The organism is Streptomyces cyslabdanicus, assembly GCF_052663305.1.
In genome coordinates this window covers 105,720-122,322 of record NZ_JBQRUW010000042.1, presented here as the reverse complement: position 1 = coordinate 122,322, position 16,603 = coordinate 105,720, and the positions used below count along the sequence as shown (strand labels likewise).

Sequence of the window (16,603 nt, the reverse complement as noted above, 5' to 3'; positions counted from 1 at the left end):
TCTCTATCCACTATGCGACCTTCTGGGCATGGCCCACGATTGCGAACCCGAGGTGTTCGGACCGGTGGCGTGCGCCAGGTCGCGTGCGCCCTGATCCGGGCGATCGCCGTATCTGGGCCAGTGTTTCTACAGGCTGGACGGGAGTTGTCGGGGCGGCGAGACCGTGAGCCGCTGCTTCGGCAGTGAGAAGGGGAGCCGCCAGGGTGTGTTCGGGTAGGGCATGCCGCTGGTGGAGTAATGGGCGGGCTGGGGTGTTCAGCCGTGGGACGCTGTGTGGTCTTTGTTGATCACGGGTGTGTCAGGAGGCCGGCATGCACCGCTCGCGTGAATGTCTGTGTGAGCGGATCCGTCGTGATGGCCGGATGGATCGCAGGATCTGGGCACGGGCCTTGACCTGCCGCTGCGGGGTGAGCGGGGACGCGGTGGCGAACGAGTACCGGTCCAGTGGAGGATCGTGATGACACGCGGCAGCGGGGAGGAGGGGCCGCGTGGTCGTGACCTGCTGGGGCGGCTGGACGTCGAGCTGGGTCGGATCGACGAGCAGTTGCGTGCCCTGGCCGCGGCAAAGGGCCGGATTCAGGGCCTGTTGGACGCGGTGGTGGCCATCACCCGGGAGATGGAGTTGCCTGCGGTGCTGCATCGCATCGTGACCACCGCCATGGACCTGGTCGGCGCCCGTTATGGTGCGCTGGGAGTCCTTGCTGATTCCGGCGATCACCTGGCGCAGTTCATCGTCGCCGGCATGACCGAGGAGGAACGCACGGCCCTGGCTGGGGTTGACTTCCCTCGCGGCCTCGGCGTGCTCGGGTACCTGATCCATCACCCCGAACCGCTGCGGGTCGACAACATCTCCTCCCACCCCGCCTCGACCGGGTTCCCGCCCGGCCACCCGCCCATGCACACCTTGCTCGGTGTCGCCATCAGCGTCCGCGGCGAGATCTACGGCGACCTCTACCTGTCCGAACGAACTGACGGGCAGCCCTTCGACGTCCATGACGAGCGCATCCTCGTCGCCCTGGCCAGCGCCGCCGGGATCGCGATCGACAACGTCCGCCTGTTCGAGCAGGTCCGTGCCGGATCCGAGCAGTTCCAACGGCTTTTGCTGCCGACCCTGCCCGACCTGCGACCCTACGAGGCCGCCGCCACCTACCGACCCGCCGCCGAGCCCAGCCCATTGGGCGGGGACTGGTACGACGCCTTCCTGCTGCCCGACGGCGCGCTGGCGGTCGTCATCGGCGACGTGGTCGGCCACGACCTGCATGCCGCAGCCGCCATGTCCTCCACCCGCAACATGCTGCGTGCTTTGCTGTTCGACCTGCGCACCCCACCCAGCGCAGTCCTGGCCCACCTCGACCACACCCTCGAGGCCATCACCGACAACCCCATCGCCACCGCCAGCCTGGCCCGCATCGAACCTGCTGGAGGGGCATGGAGACTGCACTGGAGCAGCGCGGGACACGTCCCGCCTCTCCTGATCACCCCCGACCAGCGAGCGCGATATCTGTTCGCCGAACCCGGACTGCCTCTGAACGTCGACAGCGGGCAGCACCGCCCCGACCACACTCATCCCCTTCCTCCTGATGCGACCGTGGTCTTCTTCACCGATGGGCTCGTCGAACATCCCGGGCGGTCCCTCGACGAGGGCCTGAATGAACTCGTTGAACTCGCCACCGCCCACGCGGCCCTTCCCCTGCCGGACTTCGTCCGGGCGCTCGCCGATCACTGCCCCGGCGACGGGCACGACGACATCGCCATCCTCGCCCTGCGCACCCCGCAGCGAACCGCCGCGAGTCTCATGAATCAGGTGTGATCCTCCCCAAAGGAGTCACCTGGTGAGCACGACGACGGGTTTCGGCACGTGATGTCGGCCAGAACAGTCACAGGGCGAAACCCGACAGAGCATTTCGTGAAAGGCCACACAGATGAGCGGCGGCGTGGTGAACCGGTCGTGATCGGCGGACGACGGAGTACGGGACGAGACCGGAGGAAAGACCTCCCAGTGGTCGCCCACCACGACCGGCTCCGGCGCGGGAGCACGGCGGCACTGGAGATCTGCGCCGTCGCCGCGCTGTATTACGCCTCGGGCAAGCTGGGGCTGCTCCAGCAACTCGTGCGCGGCCAGGTCACACCGCTGTGGCCCGCGAGCGGCATCTCCGTTTCCGGACTACTCCTCCTCGGACCGCGCATCTGGCCCGGGGTCACGCTCGGCGCGTTCCTGATCAACATCTCACTGGGGCTGCCATCGATCACCGCGGTGCTTGTGATCACGACGAGCGACACCCTCGCGTCCCTGTGCTCCTACGCACTCCTTCGCCGCGCCGGATTCCGCACCCGGATGAACCGCTTGCGAGACGCACTCGCACTGGTCTTCCTCGGCGCGCTCACCAGCATGCTCATCAGCGCAACCGTGGGATGCGGCACCCTGCACCTCACTCGCGCGCTGCCCGGCGGGTTCTGGCCGACATGGTGGGTCTGGTGGACCGGCGACGCGATGGGCGTCCTGGTGGTCGCGCCGGCACTGCTCGCCCTGCGCTCGGCGCGCCGGCCCAGTGACGCGCCCCTCTCCCGGTGGTTGGAAGGATCGCTTCTTGGGGCGGCCACCATCGGCATCGGGCTCCTCCAGACCTCTGCCGCACCGCTGCTCTTCCTCGCCTTCCCATTGCTGACCTGGGCGGCCTTCCGCTTCCAGCGGGCCGGGGCCGCGCCCTGCGCGCTGGCCGTATCCATCTTCGCGATCCTCGCCGCCTCCCATAGATCGGGCCCGTTCACCGGTCACAGCCTGCTCGCCAACATGATCGCTCTGCAGGCATTCAACGGCGCCGCCGCACTGACCGCGCTGCTGCTCGCCGCAGCCATCACCGAGCGGAACCAGGCCCAGGAGAAGATCGAGCAGGCATGCAGGCGGCTCGCCGAGATGGTGGCCAGGATCGCGCAGGACACCGGTGTCGTACCCACGTTCAGCGACAACGACCAGCGCGGAAAGGGTGACCAGGCGGAGGACGGCGGAGCGACCCGACCGTCGTGATCAATCGACAGCACCAGGGACGGGCGCTGTGGTCCCACGGGTCAGCCGTTCATTGAGCACTTCGACGCGCGCCTGCTCGTCGGCTGCGTCGACCAGCCGCGTTGGATCAATCGCGGGTCAGGCCCTACGCGGAGAGCAGCATGGCGACTGTCACCAGGGCAAGCAGTCCGATGTACGCCCAGGCGTAGGTGCGGTCGGGGATCCGGGGCGGACGCCGCCGCAGTATCGCGATCACCGGCAGAGCTCCGAGGAGCAGCGCCGAGGCAGCGCGAAGGTCGATGAGACCCACCAGGTGCAGGTGCGCGTCAGCGGCAGCTGGGACGGCGGCGCCGCTCAGAGACACTGCGGTGGCCGGCAGCGCGATGGCGAGGGTGAGCGGGTTGGCCAGCGCAGTCGCCACGCGCATCGTGTGCCCGGCCCTTCGCATCGCGGGGACGGTCATCACGCTGCCCCCCACGCCGAGGAAGGCCGCGACCGCACCGGCCGGCGCGCCGAGAACGGTCGGCAGTGGACGCGGGGCATCGGAGGTCGCCTCGATCCGGGGGGCCGGGCGCAGGAAACCGGGGCGCAGGAGCACGTCGGCGATGGTGAGAGCGACGTACGCGACGAAGGCCCAGCGGGCCAGATCGGCCGGGGCGAGGCGCGTGGCGAGCGCACCGACCGAGGCACCGGCCGCCAGCAGGAGGAGCAGCGTGCCGCTGCCGCGGAGCGCGAGGAGCACCCGCCGTGGTGTGACGGCTGTCGCGAAACCCGCATTCACCACCATCACCAGGGCCGAGGTGGCAGTCGCCACCTGCATGGCATCGGCGCCGAGCGCGGCGTCGGCCCACACCACGACCGGTACCGTGACGAACCCGCCGCCGAACCCGAACAACACCGTCGTCGCCCCGGTGAGGAGCCCGATCCCGATCAATGCCACAACATCCACAGCCCCCACTCCACCAGCTCCGACAGGCTTCCCGCATGCGATGTCCGGCACCATTCCTTCGCGTCTCAGCCAGTAGGGTGGCTGGGTGAGGAACGTCTCCCTGGCCGACGTCGACCACGCCGACCGGATCGTCCTGCCGATCGGCACCGACTACCCGCCCGGCCACGTACTGGACTGGCACGAACACCGGCGTGCACAGTTCCTCTACGGCGCCACCGGGGTCATGGTCGTCGACACCGCCGAGGGCACCTGGACCGTTCCGCCCGAGCGCGCCGTACTGATTCCGGCCGCCACCCGGCACCGGGTCCACATGCTGGGGGTGAGTACCCGGAGCCTGTACGTCGAGCCGAGTGCCATCCCCTGGTGGCCCGCCACGTGCACCGTCGTGAACGTTCCGCCACTGTTGCGCGAACTGCTCCTGGCCGCTGTCGAGTTCGAGATCGATTACAGCCTGTCCGGTCGGGAGGGAACCATTGCCGCCCTCCTCCTGCACGAGATCGCGGAGCTCGCCCCGCTCCCGTTCCACGTCGGGATTCCCGCCGCCGCCGACCTCGCGAAGCTCTGCCGCGAGTACCTGGCCGCCCCGGACGCCGGCGTCACCAACGCCGCATGGGCCGCGAGGACGGCCATGAGCGAACGGGCCTTCACCCGGCGCTTCCGCTGGGAGACCGGTGACAGCCCCGCCGTCTGGCGAGCCCGCGCCCGCCTGCTCGCGGCCGTGCCACTGCTGCGCAGCGCGTCCGTCAGCGAGGTCGGTGCCCGTCTCGGCTACGCCTCTCCCGCCGCGTTCACCGCCGCCTTCACGCGCACTTTCGGCATGCCCCCGTCCCGCTTTGCCGCGAGCCGCCGCAGCGGCGGCCCCAACCGCAGTCGCACCTCCTGACGACTCTCGTTGGCCTGACCGACCCGTCAGACCACGCAAAACTCGTTACCTTCCGGGTCCGCCATCACCACGTGATCCGGCCTGCCCTGCAACTCGTCCTCGCGGACCACGGTCGCGCCCGCGGCGGTCAACCGCTCCACCGCCTCGACCACGCGCGGCCAGCGCACCTCCCACGGTGTGTCACGGCCACCACCAACTTGCACGTCGACATGCAGCCGGTTCTTCACCATCTTCGGCTCCGGCACCTTCAGGAAGGACAACGTGGGGCCTACGCCGTCCGGATCCGAGAGGTACGCCCCGTCATCCCATTCGTCCTCCGGAACCCCATGATCCGAGAACCACTCCTCCCAGCTCCCGAACCCCGGGGGCGCGGGCTTCTCCACATAGCCCAACGCCAGTGCCCAGAACGCGGCCAGCTTCGCCGGGTACACGCAGTCGATCGTCAAGCTCCACTTGGTCGCCATGATCCCCCTCAGTCGGAGGAACGGACTGTACCGCGCGCCTATGACAGTCTCGGCCGCGAGGTCGAGCTCCCGGACAGGTCGCGGGTGGCGTCCGGGCGTTGTGCCTTGAGACGGCGAGTCAACTCCACCTGGCCCAGCCGGACTGCCTGGACATCGTCCATGTCCAGCTCGTCCAGGGCACTCAGCGTGGCGGCGAGGGCGTCCGCCAAGGCCTCGCGCTCGTCGGACGCCACTGGAGGCTCGTGCGGGTTCGTCTCGACGGCCAGTTTCACCAGTTCTCGGGCGATCTTCCACATGTCGAGATGGGTCAGGCTGCGCTTTTCGCCCTGCCAGCTCACCAGCCGCGACAGGCGTACCGGCTGGTCGACGCGTCCCGCGCCCGGCCTCTCCTTGACGAAGGGCCTGGCGATGATCGGCCGCGCGACCGACGAGGCGATGCGAGCGGTCGTACCCACACTGGCTGGATCCATCGGACCTCCGAGTCGGCGCCTCGGGGACCCCCGTCCCCGCTCGTAAGGGTCCTGAATCATGGGGAGTTCGGGTCGTGGTGAGCAAGGGAAGACCGGAAGTGACCTTCTTCTCGCAGCGGGTGGCCAGGCTCCGTACCGTCTCGGCGATGCGGTCGCGGAGTTCGGCCGGCCGGGTGCGACCATGCGCGCCATCGGGGCCGTGATCGGAAGCAGATCACGGTGGCGGGGAAACTGATGAACTGCACCTGGATAAACGGACGTTCACTGCATAGTCTCCGACAGGCCGCCCACACTCCTGGGCTATCCACTCACTTCGGAGTCCTCATGGTGATGCACGAGCACGAAGTCGATCGCCGCACCCTGTTCCGGGTCGGCCTGGGTACGGCTGTCGCCGCTGTCGTCGGCACGGAGGTGGCGTTCCCGACCGCCGCCGGCGCCACGCCCTCGCCGCAGTTCCCCTGGATCATCGACTGCGACAGCTGGGGCGCGCGCCCGCCGTCCAGTCCGACCGAGATCACCGGCAACACCACCAACAAGATCATCTTGCATCACATGGCGTTCCCCAACGTCACGGACTACTCCCCCGAGCACGCCATGCAGCTGGCACGTGACTGCCAGGACCTTCACATGGACACCAACGGCTGGGCGGACACGGGGCAGCACTTCACCGTCAGCCGCGGCGGCTACGTCCTTGAAGGCCGGCACCGCAGCCTGGAGACCCTCGTCGCCGGCGAGCACCAGGTGACCGCCGCCCACTGTCCAGGGGAGAACGGCAACGCCATCGGGATCGAGAACGAGGGCACCTACATCACCGAAACCCCGCCGGCGGCACTGCTGGACTCGCTGGTGGAACTGTGCACCGCAGTGTGTCGGCAGTTCCACCTGAATGCGTGGGACATCTTCGGCCACTGGGACTTCCGCCTGGGAACCGACTGCCCCGGCATCGCCTTCTACCGACTCTTCCCCCAGATCCGCAAGCGAGTACTGCAGTCCATGGGCGTGTCGCCTGCCGCCGCGCCGACACGGAGATGGCCGGACATCTGGCGGTTCGTCGACAGTCAGGTGGTGCAGGTCGCCCAGTACCTGCTGGTGAACGCCGGCTACAGCGACCTGCCCATCGACGGCGTGTTCAGCACCGACATGAACACCGTCGTCGCCGACTTCCAGACCAGCCATGGCATTGCCGTCACCCCCGACGCCACCTTCGACACCCCCACCTGGGAAGCGCTCGCTCCCCCGCTGGACAAGGACTCCTCCGGGTTGCCCGTCGAGGCGGTGCAGTACCTGCTCACCATCAAGGGCTACGCCGACACCGTCGGCATCACCGGCACCTACGACCACCACACCATGAAGGCGGTGCAGGACATGCAGCGCCTGCACAACCTCCGCCCCACCGGCAGGACCGACCTCAGCACGTGGTGCGCGCTGGCCGGTGGCACCGTCCGCGAGACTTTCACCCGCTGAGCCTTCTCCGACTGACCACCGGGCCGAGTCCAGCCAGGGTGGCGCTGCTCCTGCGACGGCCGATCGTGCGGCAGGCGGTGTGGGTCGTTCAGTCGGCGGTCCAGCCGAGTTGCTGGGCCGGCTCAGCCCGCCGCTGCCGACTCCTGGCCGTCGGGCACCTCCTTGTACGCGAGGTGCCCGACGGCCGAGTGGGCCCGGGTCAGCCTGCCGTTGAGTGCGGCCACGAGATCTGTGGACGCGGTACGCCTCCCCCGACGTACCCAGTTCCGCGGTCTTTTGGGGCTGTGGCTCCCGCGTTGGTTCAACGACTGGTTGGGGCCGCGCCGCGTTTGGGGCCCTGGTATCGGGCATGGCTGGTGTGCCAGACGAAGGAGCGGGCGATGTCCTCCAGGGCGCGGGCGTGGGCTGTGAGCGCGCTCGGGGGGTCGCCGGCGAGGCTGGTGATCCCTTGCCGGGCGACGGCTGCCTCGTTTTCGCACATACCGCCCGCGCGCGCAAACGCCTCCTCCAGGCTTCCGCCGTGCCGCGCCCGCAACAGCGTGGGCAGACTCAACGGCTGCGCCGGCCCTCGCGCCGCCTCACGCTCGTAGGAGGCCAAGTCGTTGATCCAGCCCGCGAGGTTGGCCACAGCGGTCTCCAGATGCCGTACCGGCGCCAGCGCCCGCTGCGCGTCCGTCAGTTCGTAGTCCAGGACGATCTCCGCCGCGGCGAAGATCGTCCTGACGAACACGGTGTGCGGACGCATCTCCAGATAGGTCTCAAGCGCGACCCTCTCCGGCTCCGCCACATGGTGTGCCTCCCAGACCAGGGCCATGATGGTGTCGCGCAGGCTCGCGGCAAGCCGGAGGTACGCGGCCGGACCGGTCCGGGCCCGAAAACGGGCAAGCAGGTCGTACAGGGCGGCGGGGAACGGGTTCGTGAGGGGAGGCGGGCTGCCGCCGGCCAGGACAAGCGTCAGCTCCGCGGTGCGGTCGACAAGGGCGACCAGGTCGCGGGCGGCGTTGCTCTCGCCGTGCATGTCGTCGAACGCGGTGAGCCACAGCAGGAGTTCCGCGAACAGCACCAGATCGTCCGCGTCGGCGGTCGGCAAGGTGCGCGACACTCCGTGACTCGTGATGTTCACCAGAACGCTCCTGGCCCTGGCGGAGGGGAGCAGTGGGTACTCCTCCAGCCAGCCGAGGAGTTGGCGCTCCGTCCGTTCCCCGTGCGGACTCGTGGGGAACGGACCGGGGAAGGTGGCGGTGAAGTCCGGCTGAGGCAGAATCGTCACCGCATCGCCGGTGCGGGTCATGCGGCCTCCTGGTGGCGGCGCACCGGGGTCCGCGCCTCGGCGGTCATGCGCAACGTGGACGGATGCAGGGTGATCGCTCCGACCGGCCGAACGGCAGGTCCCGCGACGGGCCGCAGTCGCCAGCGGGACGCGATCAGGGCCGTGATCAGGGTCGCTTCGGCCACGGCGAACTCGTTGCCCATACATTGCCGCTTCCCGGCCCCGAACGGGATGAACGCCCCCTTCGGGGGCTGCGGACGCTCGGGCAGCCAACGGTCGGGATCAAAGCGGAGCGGGTCGGGGTACAGACCGGGATCACGGTGCAGCGTGTAGGGGCTCCACACGATGTCCTCCCCGGCCGGCAGGTCCACGGTTCCGAGCCGCACGGGCTCGGTGGTCTGACGGGTCACCAGCCATGCCGGGCTGTACAGGCGCAGACTCTCGTTGACCAGTCTGCGCGTGAACGTGAGCCGGCTCAGAGTCTTCGTCGTCAAGGGCTCGTCCGTGAGGACCGCGTCGACCTCGCTGTGCAACTGCCGCTCCAGGTCCGGGTTACGGCTCAGCTCGTGGAACAACCAGGTCAGGGTGACCGCGGTGGTTTCCGAACCCGCCGCGAGCAGGCCCGTGACCTCGGACAGGATGTCCTCGTCGGCCAGCGGCGTACCGTCCGGCTCCTGGGCGGACAGCAGGAGGGACACGATGTCGTCGTGCTCGTCCGGCCGCGCCAGGTGGTCGGCGATGACCTCACCCACGGCAGCGCGCATCACCTGGCCGGCACGCCGCGCCCGCCGGTTCCCCCGGGTCGGCAGCCGTTCGAGGAGGGGAAGTGGCAGCAGGGCACGGCGGAGCGCCGCGGCGAACAGGGTGTCGACGCTCTCGAGGATCGCGTGCCCGGTCTTGCGGTCGGGGATGGTGGAGAACAGGGCCCCCATGACGACGTTCTGCGTCATCAACTGCATCTCGGTCTTCAGATCCAGTGGGCCCATGCTCTGCCATGCCGCGATCATCGGCTCGACGGTGGTCTGCATGGTCCGCACGTACTGGTCGACCTGTTGGTGGTGGAACGCGGGCTGCATCAGGCGGCGGCGCCTCAGGTGCCGGCCGCCCTCCGCGACCGGCAGGGCATCGTTGCCGAAGAGCTTCAGCTTCTCGAACAGGAGTCCTTTGCTGAACTGCCCCGATTTCCTGGTCAGCATCTCCTGCACGAGGTCGGGAGAGTTGATGACGGTCAAGGTCTTCGGACCGATCGAGATGCGCACGATCGGCCCGTGCTCACGCAGGCGCTGAAGAAAGGCCAGACGGTCCCTTGCCAACGGCACCGCGTGTCCGATGAACGGCACACGCCCTGGGGCGTATGGCGGAAAGTGCAGGTCGGTGTTCACAGGTGGTTCCTCCGAATGCGGTCCGGGCTGAAGGGGCGGCGGAACGGTTCAGGGCCGACGGGCCTGCAGCAGCTCGAGCGCCGCGATCACCTCGGCCTGCGCCATGGCCTGGGGGGCGTAGAGGGTCTTGTCGTGCCAGAGGGCAGGGTGGTGATGGCCGGAGGAGTGGACGGCCTCGCGCAGGACGTTCTCGGCGAGTTTCAGGGCCTGGGTGGCCTCTGGCGTGCCCGTGTGATCCGGGGAGTTGAGGAGGATGTTCACGGCATAGGCGGTCTCCTCGGCGGTGCCACCCCACACGCCCCAGGATCCGTCGTCGCTCTGGGCGTCCAGTACCCAGTCGGCGGCCGAGCGGATGGCGTCGCGGGTGGTCGGGCCCGTGTGCCCGGAGAGAGCGGTGACGCACCGTTCGGTGGCGTAATAGGGGGACGCGTGCCACTTGTCGCGCCAGGCACCGTCGGATTCTTGCTGGGCGAGGAGCCAGTCGCGGGTCAGGTCCCTACGGGCCTGGAGAGCGTCACCTGTCGCGGGCCGGTGGCTCAGCCAGGCGGTGAGCGCCTGAAGGGCGTGGGCGTTGGCTGTGCTGGAGCCGGTGTCCTCGCCGACATAGCAGTCATAGTGGTCGCCGGCCTCGAAGGCGGACAGCGGGGAGGGGTCGCGGGGCGAGCCGGCGAGGGCGGACGCCAGCACGGCCATGGCGGTGTCGTCGGTGTCGGGCAGCAGGCCGGGGGCGCCGCGTACGCCGGTGGCGTCGTAGATCTCCGCGGCCCAGGCGCGGATGGTCGGCACACAGGCGGCGGGCAGGCCGGGACGGGCCAGGGCGACGGAGATCCAGAGCCGCTCGAAGACGGAGATCGGCGTGGCCTCCGGGAAGAGACCGTCGTAGCGCTCCGCCACGGCGGTCAGCGCGGTGACCGCCTGGTCCCGGCCCTCGTCGGGTCCGGTGGCCAGCCAGGCGGCGGTGGCGGCGGGGGAACTGCCCAGCAGCCCGCCCGGGACGCCAGGCACCATCCGCGGCAGGCGGCGCGCGACCCCTTCGAAGGTGTGGTGCAGCTTGAGTGGCACACCGCCGGCCACCTGGCACCGCTCGGCCACGCGGTCGGGCAGCGCCGCCTGAAATCCGTGCGGCTGAGCCAGGCGCTGCCCGCGGGCCCAGGGGCCGAGTCGGGGCAGGGCCGCGACCTCCGGCTGGTCCAGGTGGTCGTTGATCAGGACGACCAGGTCGGGGGCGAGGATCTCGATGGCCGCCGTGTCCGGCCACCCGCCGGTGCCGGACAGGTCCCGCAGCGCGGCGAGCCCGTTGTCCACAGCCGCGGCGAGCCGCTCGCGCGAGACGCCCGCGGCCGTGTTCTGGCGCAACGTGGACAGGAGGGCTTCCGTGACGCTGAGCGTCGGCAGCAGCCGGTACGGCGTGGGGCCCTCTCCCCAACTGCCCGCGGCGGACTGTCGCTCCAGCAGCCACGCCAGACGGCGTTCGTGTCCCTCCAGCCATGGCGCCCAGGAGGTCACCCGGGCCGTCTCGTACACGGAGGGAGGCACGTCGCCCCAGGGGTCGTTGTCGACCGACGTCACCAACTGCCGGGCCAGCTGCACGTAGCTGTTCGTGTGCTGTGCCCGTGTCGGGGCCGCCTGGTGGGATATGGAGCTCATGACTGCCTTTCCGTGGCCATCCATACGATCTGCCTCAACGTCTCGGCGACGTCCTGGGGCAGGTCTGCTTCTTCCAGCGTGGCGAGGGCGGTGTCGCGCCTGGCGATGATCATGTCTTCGACCCGCTGCCGGGCACCGGTGGTCTCCATGACGGTGCGGAACCGGTCGATGTCCTCGCTCCCCAGTTCCGGGCTGCCGACCAGGGTGCCGAGCAGCTTCAGGTCGGCCTCGGAGGCGTCCTGGATCGCGAGAGCCAGGAGCACGGTGGCTTTGCCCTCACGGATGTCGTCTCCGACAGGCTTGCCGGTCCGCACCGGGTCACCGAAGACGTTGAGCAGGTCATCGCGCAGCTGAAACGCTTCTCCCAGCGGGAGGGCGAAATCGGTGCAGGTCTGCAGCAGCCGCGGATCGCCGCCGGCCAGGGAAACGCCGAGGTGCAGGGGCCGTTCCACGGTGTACTTCCCCGTCTTGTACCGGGCGACCCGCAGCGCGGCCTCGACGTCCCCGGACATCCGGTCGGTCGACAGCAGATCCAGGTACTGCCCGTAGACCAGCTCGGCGCGCATGCTGTCCACCAGTGGCAGGACCCTGGCCCGCGCCCGGGCTTCGAGCCCCGCGCCCGCCAGCATTTCGTCCGACCACACGAGCAGGAGGTCACCGAGGAGGATGGCGGCACCTCGGCCGTGCGCCTCCGCCTTGCTGAGCCGCCCACCGCCGCTCATGTACTCGGCGGCCAGCGCGCGGTGGGCCGAGGGCCGTCCGCGGCGGGTGTCACTGTCGTCCATGACGTCGTCGTGGATCAGGGCGAAGGTCTGGAACAGCTCCAGGGCGGCGGCGACGCGAAGGACCGCGTGGGGGTCTCCCGGTGCGCCTGCGGCCTGCCATCCCGCCACGCACAGCAAGGGGCGCAGTCGCTTGCCGTTGGAGAAGAGGAGCCGGCGGGCCGTGGTGAACAGCGGTGCCATTTCCGGGCCGTGCGCTGCCCGCTCCTGCACGTCGACGAAGTCCTCGAGCACCGCGTCTACATCGTCACGAACGGATATAAGGGTCGGGATATCGGTGTCCCATGCGGTACCGGCCATCGACGCACGTACCTTCCTTGAAGCGAGAATCCCACGCAAAATCGCCCCTTTCCCGTGGACAGGCAGAACACGGCCCCCGGGTGTGCACCCGGGGGCGGTCGGTCAGCTGTCGGTGTTGGTGTCGGTGATCTAGATCAAGCAGACACGGGGACGCTACCCCGCGTTGATCTCCGTGAATCCGGAGTCTGCGGAGTGAAACGGCAGGGCAGTGAGGTGAGGACGCGATAGATGGGGCCCGGCTGGTACGTCAGGGTGGCAGCCGGGACGGTGAGTTCGACGTCCGGCAGCCTGCCCATCAGCCGCTCGATGGCCGCGACCGCCACCACGAACACGATGTCCTCGGCGGGGCAGGAGTGCGGACCGGCCGCGAAGGCGAGGTGTGCCTTGTGGTCGGAGCGCTGCTCGTCGGCCACCTGACCGGTGTGGGGGCAGGTGTTGACCGCCGCGTAGGAGACCATGACGGGCTCTCCGGCCTCGATGGCGCGCCGGTGGAAGGTGACGGAGCGCCGTGCGCGGTGGAGGCTGTACATGGCCAGGGGCGGATCCGCCCAGAGCACCTCGTCGATGGCGTGCCTGATGGGCAGGCTCCCGGTGGTGAGGGTGCCCCGGTACCGCTGGTCGGAGAGGATCTGCGCGAGGGTGTTGGCGATCAGGCCCGCCAGCGTGCCGTAGGCCGCGCCCTGAGTGATCAGTACCTGGTTGATCACCTCCTCCGGGCCGAGCCCGTGCGGGTGGTCGATGAACCAGGAGGTGAGGTCGCGGCCGCGCCGCGCGCTCTTCATGGCGTAGAGGCTGCCCAGATAGGCGGTGAGGGCCTGCTCACCCGCCTCCTTGGCCTGGGGGACCGTACTCATCAGCGCCTCGATCGCCGACATGAGCTGGTCCGCGCCCTCGTCCGGCATGCCGAACAGAGTGTTCAGGACCATGAGCGGCAGCCTGCGGGCGTACTGGGCGACCAGGTCGGCACGTCCCGTATGGGCGAACTCGTCGAGGAGGGTGTCCGCGTGGCGCAGCGTCACGTCTCGCAGGTACTGGGGGTCGAGGAGCGCGAAACTGTCGGTGATGACCTTCCGCAGATGCGCGTGTTCCTCGCCGTCGGCGAAGGCCAGGCTGGGGCGCCACTGCAAGGGCTCCCTGACCGGGCTGTCCGCCGGCACCGTCGTGTCCCAGCCCCGCGTGTCCTTGGTCCAGGTTCCGGGGTCCTGCAACAGGTCGAGAGCGGCCCGGTAGTCGGTGACCACCCACACGACGAGGCCGGGGTCGATCTCGGCGCGGCCCACCGGACCCTGCTCGCGCAGCAGTTGGTAGCTGCGCTGAGGGTCGGCGGCGTGCTCGGGTCCGTACAGCGGAACAGCGTTGGGGGCGGCCGTCACAGATTGCCTCCGGCACGGGTCACGAGGTGAACGGCCAGCGCTCGCAGCGCGTTGAGGCTGGAGTCCCAGTCGCGCGCATCGCAGATGACCATGGGCGTGTGATCCTCGAGATCGAGCTTGACGCGGAGGGTCTCCTCGTCATATGCGGGGGATTCGGGGAATTGGTTCACGGCTACGGCGTAGTCCAGGCCGGTCTCCTCTATGAGGTCCATGACCTCGAAGGAGTCGGCCAGTCTTCGGGTGTCCACGATGACGAGTGCGCCCAGGGCGCCACGGGCGTAGTCGCTCCACAGGGGCTTGAACCGCCGCTGCCCGGGAGTGCCGAACAGGTACAGGACGATTCGCCCCTGCGCGATGGTGAGACGGCCGAAGTCGATGGCCACCGTGGTGGTCTTCTTGTCCGCGACCGCCAGTTCGTCGACCTGGGCCGCCGCGTCGGTCATGACCTCCTCGGTGTGGAGGCTCGGAATCTCCGACAGGGTGCGGATCATCGTGGTCTTACCGATGCCGAACGGCCCGGCCACCAGGATCTTCACCCGTTCGTGGTTCGAGTCCGGCAGGTAGACCGGCGCACTAGAGGGCGAGGAGCCCATGCATAACCTCCTCCAGGAGGGCCCTGCTGGGCCGTCCGGCGTGAGCGGTGGGAGCAAGGGCGTCCGGGAGCGGCGCGGCGGCACGCAGGTGACCGTCGGACACCAGCTGCGCGGCGAGCATCTTCACCACGCCGATCGGAAGACGCAGATAGCCCGCGATCTCCATCACGGTCAGCCCGCCGTCACTGACCAGGTCGAGAAGTCGCTGATGGGCGGGCGTGTGATGGGGCAGCGCGGATTGGCCGGTGGCGGTCAACGCCGTCAGGTCTTGGAGGGTGCTGTGCTCGGGAGCGCTGATCCCTCCCGTGGCCAGGTAACTGGGGACCAGTCGTCGTGCCGGGCCCGGGCTCATGACGCCGGGCCATGGGAGCGCGTGGGTACGGACATCAGCGCCTCGCCGAGGTTCTTCGCCTGCCGCGCGAGGGTGTGCGCGACGATGTTCATCGGCACGTCGGTGCCGAAGGAAGCGGCGATGAACGCGTTGGCTCCGCCGGCCGGCATGACCATCAGCGTTCCAGAGGCGTCGAGTTGGACCGTGATGGTGGAGATCGGAGTCTCCTCGGGTGCCTCGAGCGAGACGACGGCCGCCGCGCGCGCGGCGCCGTGCAGGGCGGACACCATGGCCGCCATACCTTCGGATTCATCGCGGCCGAGGCTGCCCGAGGCTCCGACGACGATGCCGTCGGCGGAGAGGATCAGAGCATGCCGGACGCCGATCTCGATGATCGGGCCCAGGACCCAGGACGGGTCGGGGATCTGGTCGCTGAGAGTTGACTGGGTCAAGACTTGTCCTTGTTCTCAGAATCGGTTGCGTCACGTCCGGCGGCAACGGCCTGCTCGAAGTCACCCCATGCAGCGCCGGCCTCATCCGGGTCCACCGGTCGAGCCGTACGAGTCAGAGAGCGGCCACGGGAGGATCCGCTCCGGCGGCGGCGCTGGGGCAGCCCGCTGGCGTCACGCGGAGACGGCGCGCTGACGTCGCGCAGTCCCTCCCCGGGCACCGCGGCGGCAGGAGGTACGGGTGTGCGCGGCGCCGGGGCCGGCAGGGCCGCCATCGCCGACGGCGGCTCCGCCTGCTCGTCGATGGTGGTCAGCAGATGCTTCGGAACCGCCAGCACGGCGCGAACCCCGCCATAGGGGGAGACCTGATCGACGGACACGTGGAAGCCGTGGTCGGCGACCAGCTGCCCGATGGCCGCAAAGCCCAGCGCCGGAGGGTCGCCCAGCTCGGTGAGCAGCAGCTTGCCGGCATTCTCGCCGCTCACCAGCCGGGTGCCGCGCGCGACGGACTCGCGGGTCATCCCCTTGCCCGCGTCGTCGATCTGGATGCACACGTTGCCGTTGTCCGTCTGCAGCAGCGTGACCTCCACCGCCAGGTCGCCCCGTGAGGACTCCAGCGCGTTCGCCATCAGCTCGGTGCAGGCCACCGCCACCGGTTCCGCGGCCCGGCCGACGATGCCCACCCCGCCGACCAGCAGTTTGGTGTGGACCTGGATCCGCTCGAATCCGTTCAGACGCGACGTGGCTCCCGCGACGACGTCCGGGAGGTGGGTGTCCGGCCGGACCAGGCCGGGCCACGAACCACTGACGATGGCCGCCTTCTGCACCAGCCGGAGGACCTGCTCGTTGAGCTGGTCGATACGGAAGTACTCCTTGACGACCTCCGGGTCGCGGCAGTCGCGCTGCAGTTCGTCGATGAGCGTCTGCAGCCGGAAGCTCTGGGCCTGGATCGCCGTGCAGGCGCCGCGCAGTGCCGCCCGGGCGGCGGAGTCGATACGGCCGCGCTCACCGATCAGTGTCTCCACGAACAGGTCGTGGGCCGCCTGGGCCTGCGTCGCGAAGTCGCTGTCGTCGCTCAACAGGCCGTCGGGTACGGGGTGGTGATCGCTGATCAGGTGCAGAGCGGCGGCGGGCAGCCGGTTGTTCACCAGGTGGCTCAGTTCTTCGAACTGCGCCCTCTCGCGTGCCCGGAGGGTTGCCAACTCCTCATTCTGCTCCGCGATTTGTCGGGTCAGCGCCGCA

16 protein-coding genes are annotated in these 16,603 nt (G+C 69.4%); 4 read left to right on the top strand and 12 right to left on the bottom strand.

Annotated elements, in window-relative coordinates:
• The first annotated feature begins 457 nt into the window (after positions 1–457).
• Together ACTYVM_RS25260 and ACTYVM_RS25255 are read left to right on the top strand one after the other, a co-directional pair.
• Complete coding sequence (locus ACTYVM_RS25260) at positions 458–1,810, top strand: PP2C family protein-serine/threonine phosphatase (protein ID WP_445528161.1); 1,353 nt, start codon at positions 458–460, stop codon at positions 1,808–1,810.
• A 189-nt stretch (positions 1,811–1,999) separates the two neighbouring features.
• On the top strand, positions 2,000–3,025 hold the full coding sequence (locus ACTYVM_RS25255) for an MASE1 domain-containing protein (RefSeq protein WP_445528160.1): 1,026 nt from the start codon (positions 2,000–2,002) through the stop codon (positions 3,023–3,025).
• A gap of 124 nt (positions 3,026–3,149) precedes the next feature.
• On the opposite strand, the gene ACTYVM_RS25250 is transcribed toward ACTYVM_RS25255, so the two are convergent.
• Positions 3,150–3,953 carry a sulfite exporter TauE/SafE family protein gene (locus ACTYVM_RS25250; protein WP_445528159.1) on the bottom strand — a complete coding sequence of 268 codons (804 nt, stop codon included), beginning with the start codon at positions 3,951–3,953 and terminating at the stop codon, positions 3,150–3,152.
• Positions 3,954–4,038: 85 nt separating this feature from the next.
• On the opposite strand from ACTYVM_RS25250, the gene ACTYVM_RS25245 reads away from it, so the two are divergent.
• Positions 4,039–4,836: an AraC family transcriptional regulator gene (locus ACTYVM_RS25245; RefSeq protein WP_445528158.1), complete on the top strand. Its 798-nt coding sequence runs from the start codon at positions 4,039–4,041 to the stop codon at positions 4,834–4,836.
• A 26-nt stretch (positions 4,837–4,862) separates the two neighbouring features.
• Here the strand turns inward: ACTYVM_RS25245 and ACTYVM_RS25240 are convergent, their stop codons facing one another.
• Both ACTYVM_RS25240 and ACTYVM_RS25235 read right to left on the bottom strand, forming a co-directional pair.
• Positions 4,863–5,300, bottom strand: coding sequence for a VOC family protein (locus ACTYVM_RS25240; RefSeq protein WP_445528157.1), 438 nt, complete (start codon positions 5,298–5,300; stop codon positions 4,863–4,865).
• 38 nt (positions 5,301–5,338) lie between these two features.
• Positions 5,339–5,755 (bottom strand): NACHT N-terminal Helical domain 1-containing protein, encoded by a 417-nt coding sequence (locus ACTYVM_RS25235; protein WP_445528156.1) that lies wholly within the window; start codon positions 5,753–5,755, stop codon positions 5,339–5,341.
• 345 nt (positions 5,756–6,100) lie between these two features.
• On the opposite strand from ACTYVM_RS25235, the gene ACTYVM_RS25230 reads away from it, so the two are divergent.
• The gene (locus tag ACTYVM_RS25230) at positions 6,101–7,234 is read left to right on the top strand and encodes a peptidoglycan recognition protein family protein (RefSeq protein WP_445528155.1); all 1,134 of its coding nucleotides are present in this window, start codon (positions 6,101–6,103) and stop codon (positions 7,232–7,234) included.
• 301 nt (positions 7,235–7,535) lie between these two features.
• Here the strand turns inward: ACTYVM_RS25230 and cldD are convergent, their stop codons facing one another.
• The 9 genes from cldD to ACTYVM_RS25185 all read right to left on the bottom strand — a co-directional run bounded on the left by cldD (position 7,536) and on the right by ACTYVM_RS25185 (position 16,563).
• Complete coding sequence (cldD, locus tag ACTYVM_RS25225; RefSeq protein WP_445528154.1) at positions 7,536–8,525, bottom strand: (12E)-labda-8(17),12,14-triene synthase; 990 nt, start codon at positions 8,523–8,525, stop codon at positions 7,536–7,538.
• The gene (locus tag ACTYVM_RS25220; protein WP_445528199.1) at positions 8,522–9,844 is read right to left on the bottom strand and encodes a cytochrome P450; all 1,323 of its coding nucleotides are present in this window, start codon (positions 9,842–9,844) and stop codon (positions 8,522–8,524) included. The genes cldD and ACTYVM_RS25220 overlap by 4 nt, the downstream gene beginning before the upstream one ends.
• Positions 9,845–9,934: 90 nt before the next feature.
• Positions 9,935–11,533, bottom strand: a complete 1,599-nt coding sequence (gene cldB / locus ACTYVM_RS25215; protein WP_445528153.1) for a copalyl diphosphate synthase — start codon at positions 11,531–11,533, stop codon at positions 9,935–9,937.
• Positions 11,530–12,615: a geranylgeranyl diphosphate synthase CldA gene (cldA, locus tag ACTYVM_RS25210; RefSeq protein ID WP_445528152.1), complete on the bottom strand. Its 1,086-nt coding sequence runs from the start codon at positions 12,613–12,615 to the stop codon at positions 11,530–11,532. Before cldA ends, cldB begins: the two co-directional genes overlap by 4 nt.
• Positions 12,616–12,749: 134 nt before the next feature.
• Positions 12,750–13,988 carry a cytochrome P450 family protein gene (locus ACTYVM_RS25205; RefSeq protein WP_445528151.1) on the bottom strand — a complete coding sequence of 413 codons (1,239 nt, stop codon included), beginning with the start codon at positions 13,986–13,988 and terminating at the stop codon, positions 12,750–12,752.
• Entirely contained in the window at positions 13,985–14,581 is a 597-nt protein-coding gene (locus tag ACTYVM_RS25200; RefSeq protein WP_400033832.1) for a GTP-binding protein, read from the bottom strand. The genes ACTYVM_RS25205 and ACTYVM_RS25200 overlap by 4 nt, the downstream gene beginning before the upstream one ends.
• Complete coding sequence (locus ACTYVM_RS25195) at positions 14,562–14,933, bottom strand: DUF742 domain-containing protein (RefSeq protein WP_445528150.1); 372 nt, start codon at positions 14,931–14,933, stop codon at positions 14,562–14,564. Before ACTYVM_RS25195 ends, ACTYVM_RS25200 begins: the two co-directional genes overlap by 20 nt.
• Positions 14,930–15,364 (bottom strand): roadblock/LC7 domain-containing protein, encoded by a 435-nt coding sequence (locus ACTYVM_RS25190; RefSeq protein WP_400033828.1) that lies wholly within the window; start codon positions 15,362–15,364, stop codon positions 14,930–14,932. Before ACTYVM_RS25190 ends, ACTYVM_RS25195 begins: the two co-directional genes overlap by 4 nt.
• On the bottom strand, positions 15,361–16,563 hold the full coding sequence (locus ACTYVM_RS25185) for an ATP-binding protein (protein WP_445528149.1): 1,203 nt from the start codon (positions 16,561–16,563) through the stop codon (positions 15,361–15,363). The genes ACTYVM_RS25190 and ACTYVM_RS25185 overlap by 4 nt, the downstream gene beginning before the upstream one ends.
• Between the last annotated feature and the right edge of the window lie 40 nt (positions 16,564–16,603).